Origin of the sequence: Pontibacter actiniarum (genome assembly GCF_003585765.1) — a bacterium.
In the GTDB taxonomy this organism is placed as follows: Bacteria; Bacteroidota; Bacteroidia; order Cytophagales; family Hymenobacteraceae; genus Pontibacter; species Pontibacter actiniarum.
Genome location: NZ_CP021235.1, coordinates 3,705,405 through 3,720,059 on the forward strand (window position 1 = coordinate 3,705,405; position 14,655 = coordinate 3,720,059).

The following is a 14,655-nucleotide window of genomic DNA, read 5'->3' on the forward strand; positions in this document are numbered from 1 at the left end:
CATCATTACCGTTGCTCATACCCTGCCACCTGCTTTCTATCGTATCATCTGTAAAACCGGAAATAAAACCTTTACTTTGTGGCATAGCGGAAAATTGCTGCAACACATTTCCCCCGAAACTGTTAAAAGGGCTAAACCCACGGCTACAAAGCAGATGGAAGTACAGACCATGAAGATTACCAAGATAGATTACGCTGCCACCGGCGCATTCTCCCAAACAATAACGGACTACCTCTGTCGTGGCGAACAGCTACGACCGTTCTATAACCATTTCCCGACTGTAGAAGCCTTTGAGGCTCAGCTGAAGGAGAAAAGCTTCAGCGAAGCACAGCGACAAACGCTGCACCAGGCGCTGCAGGAGCAGTATACTTCCATCGCTGAGGTAAACCCGAACGTGCAACAAAACATCGACCTGCTGCAGCAGTCGAATACCTTCACTATCACCACCGGTCACCAGCTGAACATCTTTACTGGCCCGCTGTACTTCATCTACAAGATCATCACGGCTATTAATACCTGTAAGCAACTGCAGGAGAAGTACCCAGATTACAACTTTGTGCCGGTGTACTGGATGGCTACGGAAGACCACGACTTTGCTGAGATCAATCATTTTAACCTGTTCGGGAAGAAGTATACTTGGGAGAGTGAACAGACCGGAGCTGTAGGCCGGTTCTCTACAAAAGATATGGAGCAGCTGCTGGCAGAGCTACCGGAGGCTTACCCGATTTTTGAGGAGGCGTACCGCAACAGCAAGAACCTGGCAGATGCTACCCGTGCCATTACGCATGAATTGTTTGGCGCGTACGGTTTGGTAAGTATAGATGGTGACCACGCGGGGCTGAAAAAAGCGCTGCTGCCGGTGATAGAGAAAGAACTGACAGAGCAACTATCGAATAAGCTGGTAGAGGAGGCAAGTGCGCAGCTGGAGGAGCTTGGGTATAAGCCGCAGGTATACTCACGTGAAATTAACCTGTTTTACCTGACCGATGGGCTGCGTGAGCGCATTGTGCAGGAAGAGGACAAGTATAAAGTATTAAACACCGACCTTAGCTTTACACTGGAGGAGATACAGCAGGAGGCGCAGGAGCACCCGGAGCGCTTCAGCCCCAATGTTATACTTAGGCCGCTGTTTGAGGAGCTTATACTTCCGAACCTGGCATACATCGGTGGAGGCGCAGAAGTGGCTTACTGGTTCCAGCTGAAGAAGTTGTTTGCTGCCTATAAGGTGGCTTTCCCGCTGCTGATGCTGCGCAACTCGGCGCTATACATTAGCCGCAGCAACGCCAACCGCATGCACAAGCTGGACTTGCAGCCGCAGGACTTGTTCCAGGATTACCAGGAGCTGAAAAAGCAGCTATCTGCCCAGATACACGAAGAGGACATCGACCTGACTGCCCAGCGTGAGGCTGTAGCCGCTGCCTTTGCTGAGGTAGAGAAGCTGGCCAAGGAAATAGACCCTACTTTAGAGAAAGCCGTGGGAGCCGAAGAGCAGAAGGCGCACAATGCCCTGCAGATGCTGGAGAAGAAGATATCCAAAGCCCGCGACAACAAGCACGAGCAGACGTTTAAGCAGCTGGAGAACCTGAAGGATAAACTCTTCCCTGGAGGTACTTTGCAGGAGCGTAAAGACAACCTGCTTACCTACAAAACCAATAATCCAGATTTTATACCTGCTTTAATAGAGGCGTTCGACCCGCTGGAGTTTAAGTTCACGATTCTGGAGGAGGAGTAATGCGGAAGGCTGATCTTCGCAAACAGATGCTACAGCAGCGCCGCGCCCTACCGCAGGAAGAGGTGCAGCGGCGCAGCCAAGGTATAGCCGAGCAGTTTTTTAGGCACTTTCCGCTGCAGGCAGGGCAAACAGTGCACGTGTTTCTGCCCATCATCAAAAACAATGAGGTAAATACCTGGCCTATTATTGAGCAACTGCGACTGGAGCACCCGGAGGTGCGGGTGGTGGTGCCGGTTACGGATGTGGAGCAGCATGTGCTGACGCATCATCACCTAACGGACGAAGCCATACTTGTAGAAAACCGCTGGGGTATACCGGAGCCGCAAAATGCTCAAATCATACATGCCCGAGAGGTAGACGTGGTGCTGATTCCGTTGCTTGCCTTCGATAGGGCCGGGCAACGCGTAGGCTACGGCAAAGGCTTCTACGACCGCTTTCTGGCAGATTGCCGCCCTGATGTGCTGAAAATAGGCCTTTCGCTGGAGCCGCCTGTAGCACGTATAGCCGACCCAAATCCTTTTGATGTGCCGCTGGATGCGGTGGTAATGCCGGAGGGGGTGTGGCACAAGCCTCTGTAACACAAGGCAAATAACACAGGCTGTAGCATGCGCAACCGGGTTCAGGTGCGCCCAAAGGCTGCTGCGCCCTTCACTGCGCCAAAGCCGTGCGGGTGCCAGGCGCTACATGCGCAGCCCTCCTCTTTACCACAGCATACTGCTGGCCGCCATCGTCTTAAAAAATCATTTTATTAGGTGCTTCTACCAAAAATTTAAAATAGTTTATTTATTTTAACCAATAAAAGCACCTGTGGCAATTAAGAAAGGTGTTTATTAACAAATTAATAACCTCGGCTTAAAATTAATATGCCCGGATAAGGCTTATATTTTAACCGATGTTATAATTTTGTATTTCCTGTTGCGAGCACCCTGAATCAACCAGAAACACCTGCATATCATTTGCGCGGCTGTATGGCTGATTAGATTATAGAAATTGAGATGTCTAAAACAAAGAAAGAGATAATTTTAGAGACGGCGTTGAACCTTTTCGCAGAGAAAGGCTATGACGCTACCCCTACCAGCCTGATCGCCAAAGAGGCGGGAGTGTCGGAGGGCCTTATATTCAAGCACTACATTAGTAAAGACAACCTGCTGGAAGCCGTTGTAAAAGCGGGCTACAGGCGCATTACCGACAAGAGCAAAGGGCTGGTAGAAGAGAACGACCCGCTCCGGCTCATCAGCAACGTGCTGGACATGCCGCTGAAGCTGGTAGAGGACGAGCGTAATTTCTGGCGGATGCAGTTCCGCTTGGTGGACGAGGAGATTGCCCAGCGACACCACCTCCGCTACTCCCACTCTGTGATGCAGAAGCTGGTAGAGGCGTTTCGTAAACTCGGTTACCAGGAGCCAGAGCTGGAGACCGAGATCCTCATGCTGTTGGTGGAGGGCCTGTGGAGGGCTTACCTGACCAATGAGGACAAAGGCCACTTCGTGAAGATGCTGGACCTGATCAAGGCAAAGTACCTTAAGTAAAACAAGCAGAGAGGGGGCAGCTGCTGCGGCACCTGCCTTAGGCGCCTGCCTGCTACAGTGCCACAGCGTAGCGGTACTGTAACAGACAGGCTTTTGTTTTTAATGCCCCCTTCCGTTCCCGGAAGCAACGTATAAGCAACAGGTAGCAACCACAAAAAAAGCCCCCTTAACTAAGTTAAGGGGGCTTTTTTACATTGCAGTAGTGCTATAGCTAGCCTTTGTACACAACGTTGAACTTCTTCAGCTCGTCTACCGGGCCAAAGTGCTGCTTCTCAATTGTCTTTCCGCGGCGCTTGAGGTGTACCTCTACCGGTGCCATGTTTTTGGTCATGTCAGAGTTAACCACCTTTACATAAAACTTCCGGGCTTCCTCGGAGGCGCCTTTCTCGAAGGTGTGCTTCTGGTGGTTACCGTTTACCGGACGGCCCGGGATGATTTGGTAGGTTGTGCAAACCACTTCATACTTAGGAAGAAACGGTTTGATGACTTTTTTAAGTAAGCTTTTCATACAATAACTTTTAGGGGAATGCCTCTTCTCCACCGCAATCTACTACTTTATACAGAAATTCAAAGTATGGCAGCGGCAAAAAAGTGCAATTTAAGCCCTAACTGTTTGCCTCTTGGATAAGTTCATCTTTGCTCAGGACAAAACCAAGCAAAAGCAGGCACAGCGGGATTGTCTAAAGGCCCTGTACTGATGGGCGGGCGGGGGCTACAGCGAATCGTTTTCTACCACCGCAGCAGAGTCACCGTCCTCGCGGGCTTCCTCAATCCCCTCCAGCACCGTCTCGGCGGCCTTCTCATCCGTGTCCTCGTCCGGGGCCGGGGGCGTCTGCTCGTACTTCTCCTCCGGCTCATAGCTCAGCTTAATGTAGATCGGGAAATGGTCGGAGCCAATGTAGGGCAAGCGGTCCATCTCCACTAGCTTAAAGTGGCTGGAGTGGAACACGTGGTCGAGCGGCCAGCGCAACAGGGGGTAGTTGGCATTAAAGGTACTGTAAAAGCCCCGCCCGATGCGCGGGTCCAGCAGGTGGCTTACCTTTTGGAAGAGCTTGGTTGTAGCAGACCAGGCCACATCGTTAAAATCCCCCGCCACTATAACGGGGTACTCCGAGGCGGCCACCTCCTCCCCAACCAGAATAATTTCGGCGTCGCGCTTGCGCGAGTTACCGTCCTCGGTCGGTACGGGCGGTTTGGGGTGCACGCCCCTAAACTCCACCCAATCGCCGCTGCGCAGCTGTACATACGTTTTAATGGACGGGATCTCCTCGCTGAGCAGGTAGTTAACGCGCTTTTGCCGGAGCGGCAGCCTGCTGTAGAGGTGCATGCCGTAGGTATTGTGCAGCGGTATCTCGATGCGGTAGGGGTATTGTGCGGCAATTTCCGTCAGGGCCTCCTGCCACACGGAGTCAGACTCCAGCGTCAGCAGTATGTCGGGCGCGTACTCCTCCACCTGCTCCACAAGCTTGCCATAGCTGGTGTTGTACATCAGCACGTTGGAAACCAGTATACTTAGCTGGGTCGTGTCCGCAGGGCCGCGCTCGGTGTGCTCCGTTTGCACCGGAGCCAGCGCCGTGTAGGGGTAAATGTTTATGGACTGGTACACCACCACCGCCGCCAGCAGGAACAGCAGGAACTTGCCCCGCTTGCTGTGCTGGTAATACAGCGCCAGGTACAGCACCAGGCTGCCCAGCGCCAGGAAGAACAGCTGTAGCCTCGGGAAATCAAACATGCGCACATACCATTCCTCTGCGGAAAGCAGGGGCACCACTGTTCCGGCAATAGCTATCACAGCCAGTGCGCGGGTAAGGATGGCCAGGATGTTCAGCAGCCTGTTGCGAAGGGTGGGCTGGCTGGTGCTGGTGGTTTGGGGCATGGTAGCGTTAAACAGGTGCTCCCTGTACAGCAGGAGCGGCTGCGTAGTATATACGCAGTTATCTATATCCTGTTATACCCGGCCCTGCCGCGGCAGGCACCACTGTCAGCTCCGGATAAGCGGCTTCACGCCGCGCGTCATCTCGCGTTTACCCGGAGGGCCGGGCAGCGCCTCCACCTCGAAACCGGCGGCTTTGAGGCTTCGCTTAAACGAGCCTTTGGCACAGTAGGTCACCAGCACACCACCCGGGCGGATGGCCTTGTACAGCTTCTCGAACATCGCGTCGGACCACAGCTCCGGTTGCTTCTCCGGGGCAAAGGCATCAAAGTACACCACATCGTAGTAAGACTGCGGCGCCACGAACTCCTCCAGCGACTCGTGTATCTTCTGCAGCGTAAAATAGGGGATAATATCCACCGGCTGGTTCCAGGCCGCGGCGTGCAGCTGGTAGAAGCGCTCGTGCAGCTCCGGGTTCAGGATGATGTTCTCGTAGTGCAGCTGCTTTACCGTTTCTTCTGAAAGCGGGAACTTCTCCAGCGTATCGTACTGGATAAAGGCTTTTTTGGCAAGCGCCGCCGGAAAAGTAAGTATGGCGTTGAGGCCGGTCCCGAACCCCACCTCCAGCACCTTCAGGTCCTTCTTCTGCTCCAGCATGTGCTCCAGCCCGTGCCGGATAAACACATGCTGCGACTCCTGCAGGGCCCCATGCACCGAATGGTAGTGCTCGTTTAACTCGGGCACGTACAGGGTGTTTGAGCCGTCTTTCGTCTGTCGTATTTCGAGGTGCATGTTTTATTGTGTTACTTTACAAATGTACACAAAGCAGTGCAGAGGCTGCAATATATAAGGTTTAGAATTTACGAAAATAAACACACGCCGCAGCAACGGCGGCACAACACGAGCACCCATGGCAAGAGTACACGTACAGATTCCCGCACACACACATTTTGAGGCCACGGTCCCGGTGCGCGTCACCGACCTCAACTATGGCAACCACCTCGGCAACGATGCCCTGCTCTCCATCATGCACGAGGCGCGCATGCAGCTGCTGGGCCACTTCGGCTGGAGCGAGCTGAACCTGGGCGGCGCCAGCATGATCATGGCCGATGTCGCCATTGAGTACAAGGGCGAGGGCTTCTACGGCGATGTGCTGCGCATAAAGCTGGCTTTCGACGACCTTAACAAGTATGGCTTCGACATCACCTACCACATTACCAACCAGGATGGCAAAGAAGTGGCCCGCGCCAAAACCGGCATGCTGTGCTTTAATTACCAGGAGCGCAAACTAATGAGCCTGCCCGCCGAAGTAAAGGCAAAGATTGAAACTAAAGCCTGAGGATTTTTGTAATTTTGCAGTATGACTTTGATTGCAGATTTAAATATCCTGAATAAGAAGGACATCCGGAAGCTAACACTGGACGACCTGAAGGCCTGGTTTGTGGAGCAGGGCGAGAAGCCTTTCCGTGCCAAACAAGTGTATGAGTGGCTCTGGAAGCACTCTGCCCAGTCGTTTACGGAGATGAACAACGTGAGCCTGGCCCTGCGCGAGAAGCTGGACCAGCATTTCTCTATCAACTCGGTACAGGTGGCCACCGAGCAGCTCAGCAACGACGGCACCATCAAATCTGCCTTTAAGCTGCACGACAGCCACATTGTGGAGGGCGTACTGATACCGCACGACGAGCGCAAAACGGCCTGCGTCAGCAGCCAGGTAGGCTGCTCGCTTACCTGTAAGTTCTGCGCCACCGGCTACATGGACCGCGTGCGTAATCTTGATGCCGCTGAAATATACGACCAGGTGGTGCGCATAAACGAGCAAAGCCTGCGCCAGTACGGCCAGCCGCTCACCAACATCGTGTACATGGGCATGGGCGAGCCGATGCTCAACTACGCCAACGTGATGAAGAGCATCGAGCGCATCACGGCACATGACGGCCTGGGTATGGCTGCCCGCCGCATCACGGTAAGCACCGCCGGTATCGCCAAGCTGATTAAGAAGATGGCGGATGACGGCGTGAAGGCGAACCTGGCCCTGTCGCTGCACGCAGCCAACGACGAAAAGCGCAACCAGATCATGCCGATCAACGAGACGAACTCGCTGGAGGCCCTGAAGGATGCCCTGAAGCACTACCACCAGGTAACCGGCCGCAAGGTTACGTATGAGTACATCGTGTTCGATAACTTTAACGATACCCTGCAGGATGCTGAGGAGCTGCTTCGCTTCTCCAAGATCATCCCGTGCAAGATCAACCTGATTGAGTATAACCCGATCGAGAACGCGGATTTTGTGAACACCGACGACGACCGCCTGCAAGCGTTTATCTATTACCTGGCCGACCGTGGCCTGCAGGTAAACGTGCGCCGCAGCCGCGGTAAAGATATCGACGCGGCCTGCGGACAGCTGGCAGTAAAGGAAAAGCAGCCCGCCTAAGTATAAACAACCGCTGTAACGTATAAAAAGCCCGGCCCTGCTACACGTGTAGCAGGGCCGGGCTTTTTATATTGATGGTGCTTTAGGGCTTTATACTTCCGCACGCTATTTCTGCCAGGCCATAGGCTAACCTTGGCACAAGCGGACGCTCACGCCATTAAAAACTGAGTTACTCGCAGCTTTGCTTTTACCCTTCAAACCTGCCTTCCGACTTCGGCCGGCCGGTTCCCTCGCGCTCCTGCGGCTTGTCTGTTACCTCGCGCTCCTCCACAAACACAGCGTGCTCTTTGGGGGTAATGTGCTGGCCGTACTTACTGGCGTACTGCTGCGTAAACTCTGCCCCGAAAAACACAATCATAGACGAATAGTAGATCCAGACAAGTATAACGATGATAGAGCCTGCCGCACCGTAAGCCGAGCCGGGGTCGGAGGTGCCGATGTACCAACTGATTAGGAACTTCCCGATCGTGAAAAGGATGGCCGTGATCAGGGCCCCGATCAGGGTGTCTTTCCAGCGGATGTAGGCATCGGGCAGGTACTTCAGTATCAGGGCGAACAGCAGCGTGATCAACCCAACGGAGATCAGGAAGTCCAGCAGCTTAATCACCCACACGCCAATGCCCGGGAGCATGTCTGACAGGTAGCCGCTAAGCACCGAGATGGCCGCACTGATAACAAAGGAGATTAGCATCAGCAGCGAAATGCTCAAAATAAGGCCGAAAGAGAAAAGGCGCTCTTTGGCCATGCGGAGAATGCCGCTGGTGGGCTTAACCTTCAGGTTCCAGACGCTGTTGAGCGACTGCTGCAACGTGGCGAAGAAGGTAGTGGAGGCAAAGACAAGCGTACCGACACCTACCCACATGGCCCATCCCGACGACTCGCTCGTGCTGGCGTTCTGCACCATCGTCTGTATTTCTGAGGCAGCCTGGGGGCTGATAGCCGCCGACACCTGCTCCTCCAGTTTACCCGACACTGCCTCCTCGCCGAAGAAAAAGCCAGCCGCCTTGATGATAATGAGCAGCAGCGGCGGAATAGAGAAAATGGCATTGAATGCCAGCGCTGCCGCAAGCCTCAGCGCGTTGGCTTCGAGAAAGCCGTTTACGGATGTCTTGAGAAGGTGGAAAATCCCACCGAGTGTATACTTGGCCATAGGCGTACGTCGGGTCTGTTGTGGCTTTAGGTACGGAATGCCTTCTGATTGGGTTGAAACGCCTGTGAAAGTGGGGCTGCGGCGGCATCCTGGGCAGGTATAACTGCGTAGACGGAAGCGCACCAAACGTATGAAACATGCCCCTGAAAAAACTGCTCTGCTCACTGCTGCTGTGCCTGCTGGTGCCGGCGCTCGCCTACGCCCAGGCATCCGACAGAAAGGCCAAGGCCATTGCCGGTAAAGTGCTGCAAAACATGGGCGGCCAAAAGGGCTGGGATAAAACACGCTACCTGGCCTGGACCTTCAACGACCAGTACCAGATATGGGATAAGCAGCAAAACCGCTTCCGTTGGGAGAAAGACAGCCTCATCGCCATTGTAGACACCCAAACCAAGCAGGGCAAAGTATACCTGGCCGGGCAGGAGCTGCCGGACTCCGAGGAGAAGCAAAAGCTGCTCAAGCACGCCTACGCCCTCTGGATCAACAACTCGTATTGGCTGGTGATGCCCTTTAAGCTGCAGGACCCGGGCGTATCGCTAACCTACCTGGGCGAAGGAGAAACCATGGACGGCGACAGGGCCGATGTGCTGCAGATGACCTTTGCCGATGTGGGCCTCACGCCGCAGAACAAGTACCACGTGTGGGTGGATAAGGACAAGGGGCTTGTAACGCAGTGGGCCTTTTTCAGGAAGTTTGACGATGCCGAGCCCACCTTTACCCGCCGCTGGAGCAACTACCGGGACTACGGCAAGATAAAGCTGGCCAGCGACCGCAGCAACCCGCAAAGCGACTTCGAGCTCTTCCATATTGCTGCCCCCACCAACGTGCCAGACAGTGTGTTTAACAGCCCCTCGCCGGTGGAGAAGCTGTAAATAGGCGCTAGATTCTAGACGTTAAATACCAGATAAAACTCTTGATAAATTAAAAGGGGTGCTGCTAAGTGATTAGCAGCACCCCTTTCTATTATCTGGATACCCTCGAAGATATGTGTCTGAAGAAGGTCTCAAATCTAATGTCTAGTGCCTCACCTAGAGTTTATCAACTGTAGCGGTTAATGTGCCTATGGCGTTGACCACGGCCTTGATGCCGTCTGCCGTCAGGTAAATATTATCCGGCGTGATGGATTTGATGTTACCACGCAGCAGCACCGACTCATGCACCCGGCCCTGTTTGTCCAGGGTTGCCTGCAGCATTTTCTGCGCATTCTCCAGCTCGCCCTTCACCGGGATGTTGACCTGCTGCTGAATCATGTCCTTAAACTTGTTTTTGGCAAGCCAGCTGGCGGTGCTCAGCAGCTTGTCCTTCGTATCCAGGTCGTAATCCACATCGCGCACTTTAATAGAGGCTGTTTCGGCATCGTAGTAGGGCGTGCCCCGCAGGTATACTTTGCCCACAATCTTTTTGGTAAACAGGCCTGCCTTGGTTTTACCGTCCACATCCAGCATCAGCACCAACTGCTCTCCGCTCGGCGAGATGGCGGCATCCTTAACCGTCAGTTGGCTTTTTCCACCATCAAACTTGTAGGTCTGCTTCGCCACCTGCTCCTGCAGCAAGGCACTGGCATGCGCATACGGGATGTTCGCCGTCAGCCCTACCTGTATCTCATCGTTCATGCGGCTATCCACAATCAGTTTGGGCAGGTTCTTGTTCAGCTGCGTTTTTGGTTTGCCATCGGTAGTCACCGTAATATAGGAGGTTATGCCGAGGCGGGTGTTCAGGGTGCCGTTCTGGGCCTGCAGCGGCGCCATGCGCACCTCTTTCGGCACTACGGTTAGCCAGGCATTCATGCCGTCGTCCAGCTTTACAGGCTCCTGCAGCAACAGCCACGCCTCTGCTACATACTTTTTCATGTCGAGGCGGCTCTGCAGCTCCTTGTCCAGCTGCTTGGTCAGGTTGCTCATCTGGCTACGCAGGGCCGGCTCCACAAAGCGGGCGAGCCCGATCTTCAGCGGCCCCAGCTCCAGCACAGGTTTGGTATTGCCCCACTCAAAGTCGCCGGAGGTAACGGTGTTAATGCGGTAATCCTCCGTCAGGCCAACCTTGCTTACGGTTTTGATCACCATGTCGAAGCTGGTGTCTTCTGACTTGTCTACTGCCGGGCAGAATTTGCACGGGTCCCACTTCCAGCGGCCTTTGGCATAAATGTGCAGCGGCAGCGTAAAGTAGATCTTGTCTTTCTCGGCGCGGATGCTCATGCGCCCCTTCTTGGTAACGGTTACGGCAACGTTGTCGTCGTTGAGGTTGGTGTCTTTGTAGAGCACGCCGGCCAGCTCCTGGTTCAGCTTGTCTTCCATAGCGGCAATGGAAACGGAAACAGGCACCGAGATGGAAGAAAGCTGGGGCTTGTAGGCCGGCACTGCCGAGGCCGTGGAGGCAGGGGCTGCCGTATTTAACTTAGTGGTACTGGAACAGCCCGGCATGGCCATGCCTAAGGCTACTGTCAGCAGCAGCGAAAGCAGTTGAATCGTAATTTTTCTATACACGTGTTTAGCTGATTAAAAAAGCGGCGCAAGTTAGCACAGGTTTTCCACAACAGCTATAGCCCGTGAGGCGTTCCGTAAAAATTTGTGGCTGAGCTATTTCAGGCGCAGCAGCAGCTCCCGGATACCGTCTTCCGTAGAAACAATGCCACAGTCCACCAGCGTAGCGCTGCGGTAGATGGCAAAGAAAGGCGTACCGGTCATTCTGACCTCCTTGCTGGAGACAGGGTTTTCTGTGGCACTCATCCGCACAAACGTAATATCGCTGTAGGCAGGGTCGGCGGAGAGTTGGGCAAAGGTCGGTGCAAGGGCTTTGCAGACGGGGCACGTATCGTCCACAAACTTTACAATCACTCTCTCCTTCTCAAATATCAGTCTTCTCAGTTCTTCGTCGTTCGATTCGGTAATAGTCATAGTTGGTTTTGTTCTCAGCACCTCTTTTACACAGGTATAGACGTTGTTAAGCGCCGATTAGTTTTTGGGTAGGTGCGGCGGCAAGGGGGCAGCACACGCGCCTAGGAGCGCTGCAGCTCCCATTTTTTATACCTCACCTCCACCTGGTGCAGGGCCTGCGCCAGCTCTTTGTCGCTCCCGAACTGCAGCTGCTCCAGCACCCGGCACTCCACCTGCACCTCTACCCGGGGCGCAGCAAAAGGCCAGGGTGTTACGGTTATCCCGCCCTGCTGCTGTTGCTGCAGAAAGTAGGGCTTACCGTCCGGGCCAGTGGTTATTTCCAGCCTGCGTTCATCGGCGGGCAGCTCGTTGCGGCAAAGTATAAGCGAGAAGCGGTCGCACCATTGCATAACGGCATAGGCCTGCTGCGCCTCTTTTTGGGAGAGGCGCAGACTTTTACGGCAGCCTTGCTGCAGCGCTAGCTGCTCGTCCAGAAAGGCGTCGGTGGCTTTGCCCTCACCACGGCGGCTCTCGTAGAGGTAGCTCATGTGCATGGAGGTAAGCAGGGCTACCCAGCGGCTCTGGAAGCGCACATCGTGCATCAGCGCCCTTGCCTGCTCCAGCGTGTTGGGCTGCAGCGTGAAATCGGCAGGGGCACCGGCTGGCGTGAGGCCATCCTTGCCCCGCCAGGTGCGCTGGCGGTTATCGTGGTTGGCAATGGCGATCAGCGTTTCGGCCCAGTGCCGGCAGTGCAGCTCCGGCTTCAGGTGAAACGCCAGCTGTGCGGCCAGTACGCCATGCGCCTGCTGGTAAATTACCTCCCAGCCTTCAGGTATCGGGTTTACAATCATCGTTTACAGGTTGCTGCAAGTATAAACTGTACTGCTGCCGGAAGGTTAGGCAGAAAAAAGGCCCCGCAGCAAGTAGTATGCTGCGGGGCCTTCTGAAAAAAGGTCTGCTTTGCTTAGAACACGAAGCCTACACGCACGCCGCCGTTCACGAACTGGGAGAAATCCACCCCGTGAAAGCCTTCCACAGTAGTGTTGTTGCCGAAATCAGTATCAACCTCAACCTCAGCATCTTTTCTGTAGCGCAGGCCTACCCCTACCTCAACGCCAGCATAGAAATTACGGGCGAAGTAAAAGTCAGTTCCAGCCACTGCATTCAGGCCAACGCTGAAATAGGCTCTGTCGCTTCCGTTTGTTCCGGTTGCTCCTTTTACCTCTACGTTCTCGTTTTCGTAGCGGGCGCCGGTAAAGCGGATAGGAAGTTCAGCGCCAATGTAAGGAGAGAGCCTGTCTGTGCCGGCAAAGTGCTTCTCGATGCCCGGAGCCAGGGCAATCCCTGAGGTGCGGTAGTGGGCATCGTCGTCTAGCTTTCTGTAGTCGTAGTTTATGCCGACGCTTAAACGAAGGGCTGTCGCATCGCTCATGAAGTAGCGGCCGCGAAGCAGGCCGTTGTTCAGGCTGATGTCTCCGAAATCGTTAAAAAGAACTTCGGTAGTGATGTTGCCGGCAGTTGGCTTGTAAGTGCCACCGCCGTTTTGGGCCTGTGCTGTGATGGCAAACACCATCAGGGTTGCCAGCGCAATTAAGTTACGCATCATAATGTTATAAGTATGTTTGATAGTAATGATGGCGCAAATATAGATGGTATAGTATATAGTAAATGCAATTGCACACGCCTGCCCGATGTCTGAATATTGATTGCCAATACAACCGGTTTACAGCTAAAGGCTTAGAGCGTTTATTTTTTTCGCGGCACCATGCTGCAAGTATAGAAACAGGAGAGGCCGGTGCGTTAACACCGGCCTCTCCTGTTTCTATACTTGTGTAGCTGGGTTTAAACCGCCTGCTCCTGCTTCATCTTTCTCAGGTTCAGCAGCATGTCCTCCGTCATGGCATCCAAATTATAGTTCGGGCTCCAGCCCCAGTCCTGCTGCGCGGCGCTATCGTCTATGCTCTGTGGCCAGGAGTTCGCAATCTGCTGGCGCGAGTCCGGCTTGTACACGATCTCGAAGTCAGAGATGTGCTTTCTGATAGCGGCAGCCACTTCCTTCGGCGAGAAGCTCATGGCGCTCAGGTTGTAGGAGTCGCGTACTTTTATCTGCTCTGCCGGCGCGTGCATCAGGTCCAGGGTAGCTTTTAAAGCGTCTGGCATGTACATCATCGGCAGGTATGTGTCTTCGCTCAGGAAGCACTCAAAGGCCTCCCCTTCCAGGGCTTTGTGGTAGATATCTACCGCGTAGTCCGTCGTGCCGCCGCCTGGCAGGGCTTTATAGCCGATCAGGCCCGGGTAGCGAAGGCTGCGCACATCCAGGCCATACTTCTGGAAGTAGTACTCACACCAGCGCTCACCAGCCTGCTTGCTGATGCCATACACCGTGTTGGGGTCCATGATGGTTTGCTGCGGCGTGTTCTGGCGTGGGGTGCTCGGGCCAAAGCAGGCGATAGAGCTCGGCCAGTACACTCTGCCTGTTTTTTGCTCCAGAGCCAGGTCCAGCACATTAAACAGGCCGTCCATGTTCAGCTTCCAGGCAAACTTGGGGTTTTTCTCCCCCGTCGCCGAAAGCACAGCCGCCAAATGATATATCTGCTTAAATTTATATTTAGAGGCAAGCTCAGCCAGCACCTTTGTGTCCAGCACATCCACCTTCTCAAATGGGCCTGACTCGCGCAGTTCAGCTTGCTTCGGCGGCGCAATGTCTGCCGCCACCACGTTTGCCTCTCCATACATCTGGCGCAGTTCCATTGTGAGCTCTGAGCCTAATTGCCCGCAGGCCCCTATCACCAATACCGTGTCACTTGTGTTTGCCATAAGCTAAATTGAAATCTTTGTACAAAGTAACCGATTTCAATGCAATCCAAAAAATATACTTCGGAAGAAAGACGGGCAGCCCCCTGCCACAGCACAGGGCCTCGTGGCGAAGTTCCATAAAAGAGAGAACGCCTGCCATGGGCAAGCGTCCTCATCTACCTAATCTAACTTTAACCATTATTCACCTTGGATACAAAGGTAAAACGGGTTTTGAGGGCGCGAAAGCGCGTCAGGCAGAATTGACAAT

The 14,655-nt window shown here is 54.1% G+C and carries 15 protein-coding genes; 6 read left to right on the forward strand and 9 right to left on the reverse strand.

The annotated features are described in order from the left end of the window. Positions 1–154: 154 nt before the first annotated feature. The 3 genes from bshC to CA264_RS15930 all read left to right on the forward strand — a co-directional run bounded on the left by bshC (position 155) and on the right by CA264_RS15930 (position 3,261). A complete protein-coding gene (gene bshC, locus CA264_RS15920) occupies positions 155–1,732 on the forward strand; it encodes a bacillithiol biosynthesis cysteine-adding enzyme BshC (protein WP_084196269.1) in 1,578 nt (525 codons plus the stop codon). Beyond that, a complete protein-coding gene (locus tag CA264_RS15925; RefSeq protein ID WP_025608382.1) occupies positions 1,732–2,310 on the forward strand; it encodes a 5-formyltetrahydrofolate cyclo-ligase in 579 nt (192 codons plus the stop codon). Before bshC ends, CA264_RS15925 begins: the two co-directional genes overlap by 1 nt. A gap of 417 nt (positions 2,311–2,727) precedes the next feature. After that, positions 2,728–3,261 (forward strand): TetR/AcrR family transcriptional regulator, encoded by a 534-nt coding sequence (locus tag CA264_RS15930; RefSeq protein ID WP_025608383.1) that lies wholly within the window; start codon positions 2,728–2,730, stop codon positions 3,259–3,261. A gap of 211 nt (positions 3,262–3,472) precedes the next feature. Here CA264_RS15930 and CA264_RS15935 read toward each other — a convergent pair whose 3' ends face one another. The 3 genes from CA264_RS15935 to mnmC2 form a co-directional block, all read right to left on the reverse strand. Then, positions 3,473–3,769, reverse strand: a complete 297-nt coding sequence (locus CA264_RS15935; protein WP_025608384.1) for a hypothetical protein — start codon at positions 3,767–3,769, stop codon at positions 3,473–3,475. 204 nt (positions 3,770–3,973) lie between these two features. Next, the gene (locus tag CA264_RS15940; RefSeq protein ID WP_084196267.1) at positions 3,974–5,137 is read right to left on the reverse strand and encodes an endonuclease/exonuclease/phosphatase family protein; all 1,164 of its coding nucleotides are present in this window, start codon (positions 5,135–5,137) and stop codon (positions 3,974–3,976) included. A gap of 105 nt (positions 5,138–5,242) precedes the next feature. Beyond that, a complete protein-coding gene (mnmC2, locus tag CA264_RS15945; RefSeq protein WP_025608386.1) occupies positions 5,243–5,926 on the reverse strand; it encodes a tRNA (5-methylaminomethyl-2-thiouridine)(34)-methyltransferase MnmC2 in 684 nt (227 codons plus the stop codon). 118 nt (positions 5,927–6,044) lie between these two features. On the opposite strand from mnmC2, the gene CA264_RS15950 reads away from it, so the two are divergent. After that, positions 6,045–6,473 carry an acyl-CoA thioesterase gene (locus tag CA264_RS15950; RefSeq protein WP_025608387.1) on the forward strand — a complete coding sequence of 143 codons (429 nt, stop codon included), beginning with the start codon at positions 6,045–6,047 and terminating at the stop codon, positions 6,471–6,473. A 21-nt stretch (positions 6,474–6,494) separates the two neighbouring features. Next, entirely contained in the window at positions 6,495–7,568 is a 1,074-nt protein-coding gene (gene rlmN, locus CA264_RS15955; RefSeq protein ID WP_025608388.1) for a dual-specificity RNA methyltransferase RlmN, read from the forward strand. A gap of 187 nt (positions 7,569–7,755) precedes the next feature. On the opposite strand, the gene CA264_RS15960 is transcribed toward rlmN, so the two are convergent. After that, complete coding sequence (locus CA264_RS15960; RefSeq protein ID WP_025608389.1) at positions 7,756–8,718, reverse strand: YihY/virulence factor BrkB family protein; 963 nt, start codon at positions 8,716–8,718, stop codon at positions 7,756–7,758. A 137-nt stretch (positions 8,719–8,855) separates the two neighbouring features. Between CA264_RS15960 and CA264_RS15965 the strand changes: the two genes are divergently transcribed. Further along, positions 8,856–9,590, forward strand: coding sequence for a hypothetical protein (locus CA264_RS15965; protein ID WP_025608390.1), 735 nt, complete (start codon positions 8,856–8,858; stop codon positions 9,588–9,590). 156 nt (positions 9,591–9,746) lie between these two features. Here the strand turns inward: CA264_RS15965 and CA264_RS15970 are convergent, their stop codons facing one another. The 5 genes from CA264_RS15970 to CA264_RS15990 form a co-directional block, all read right to left on the reverse strand. Further along, entirely contained in the window at positions 9,747–11,201 is a 1,455-nt protein-coding gene (locus CA264_RS15970; RefSeq protein WP_025608391.1) for a DUF4403 family protein, read from the reverse strand. A gap of 93 nt (positions 11,202–11,294) precedes the next feature. Beyond that, positions 11,295–11,612, reverse strand: a complete 318-nt coding sequence (locus CA264_RS15975) for a thioredoxin family protein (RefSeq protein WP_025608392.1) — start codon at positions 11,610–11,612, stop codon at positions 11,295–11,297. A gap of 101 nt (positions 11,613–11,713) precedes the next feature. After that, positions 11,714–12,442 carry a DUF3891 family protein gene (locus CA264_RS15980; RefSeq protein ID WP_025608393.1) on the reverse strand — a complete coding sequence of 243 codons (729 nt, stop codon included), beginning with the start codon at positions 12,440–12,442 and terminating at the stop codon, positions 11,714–11,716. Between the two features lie 113 nt (positions 12,443–12,555). Continuing rightward, positions 12,556–13,305 carry an OmpA family protein gene (locus tag CA264_RS15985; RefSeq protein ID WP_335682987.1) on the reverse strand — a complete coding sequence of 250 codons (750 nt, stop codon included), beginning with the start codon at positions 13,303–13,305 and terminating at the stop codon, positions 12,556–12,558. A gap of 128 nt (positions 13,306–13,433) precedes the next feature. After that, positions 13,434–14,408 (reverse strand): NAD-dependent epimerase/dehydratase family protein, encoded by a 975-nt coding sequence (locus CA264_RS15990; protein WP_025608395.1) that lies wholly within the window; start codon positions 14,406–14,408, stop codon positions 13,434–13,436. Positions 14,409–14,655: the final 247 nt, after the last annotated feature.

Coding starts and splice junctions, on each gene's coding strand:
- rlmN (WP_025608388.1), top strand. CDS start 6,495: ATGACTTTGATTGCAGATTTAAATATCCTGAATAAGAAGGACATCCGG.
- mnmC2 (WP_025608386.1), bottom strand. CDS start 5,926: ATGCACCTCGAAATACGACAGACGAAAGACGGCTCAAACACCCTGTAC.
- CA264_RS15975 (WP_025608392.1), bottom strand. CDS start 11,612: ATGACTATTACCGAATCGAACGACGAAGAACTGAGAAGACTGATATTT.
- CA264_RS15950 (WP_025608387.1), top strand. CDS start 6,045: ATGGCAAGAGTACACGTACAGATTCCCGCACACACACATTTTGAGGCC.
- CA264_RS15980 (WP_025608393.1), bottom strand. CDS start 12,442: ATGATTGTAAACCCGATACCTGAAGGCTGGGAGGTAATTTACCAGCAG.
- CA264_RS15930 (WP_025608383.1), top strand. CDS start 2,728: ATGTCTAAAACAAAGAAAGAGATAATTTTAGAGACGGCGTTGAACCTT.
- CA264_RS15965 (WP_025608390.1), top strand. CDS start 8,856: ATGCCCCTGAAAAAACTGCTCTGCTCACTGCTGCTGTGCCTGCTGGTG.
- CA264_RS15940 (WP_084196267.1), bottom strand. CDS start 5,137: ATGCCCCAAACCACCAGCACCAGCCAGCCCACCCTTCGCAACAGGCTG.
- CA264_RS15925 (WP_025608382.1), top strand. CDS start 1,732: ATGCGGAAGGCTGATCTTCGCAAACAGATGCTACAGCAGCGCCGCGCC.
- CA264_RS15990 (WP_025608395.1), bottom strand. CDS start 14,408: ATGGCAAACACAAGTGACACGGTATTGGTGATAGGGGCCTGCGGGCAA.
- bshC (WP_084196269.1), top strand. CDS start 155: ATGGAAGTACAGACCATGAAGATTACCAAGATAGATTACGCTGCCACC.
- CA264_RS15935 (WP_025608384.1), bottom strand. CDS start 3,769: ATGAAAAGCTTACTTAAAAAAGTCATCAAACCGTTTCTTCCTAAGTAT.
- CA264_RS15960 (WP_025608389.1), bottom strand. CDS start 8,718: ATGGCCAAGTATACACTCGGTGGGATTTTCCACCTTCTCAAGACATCC.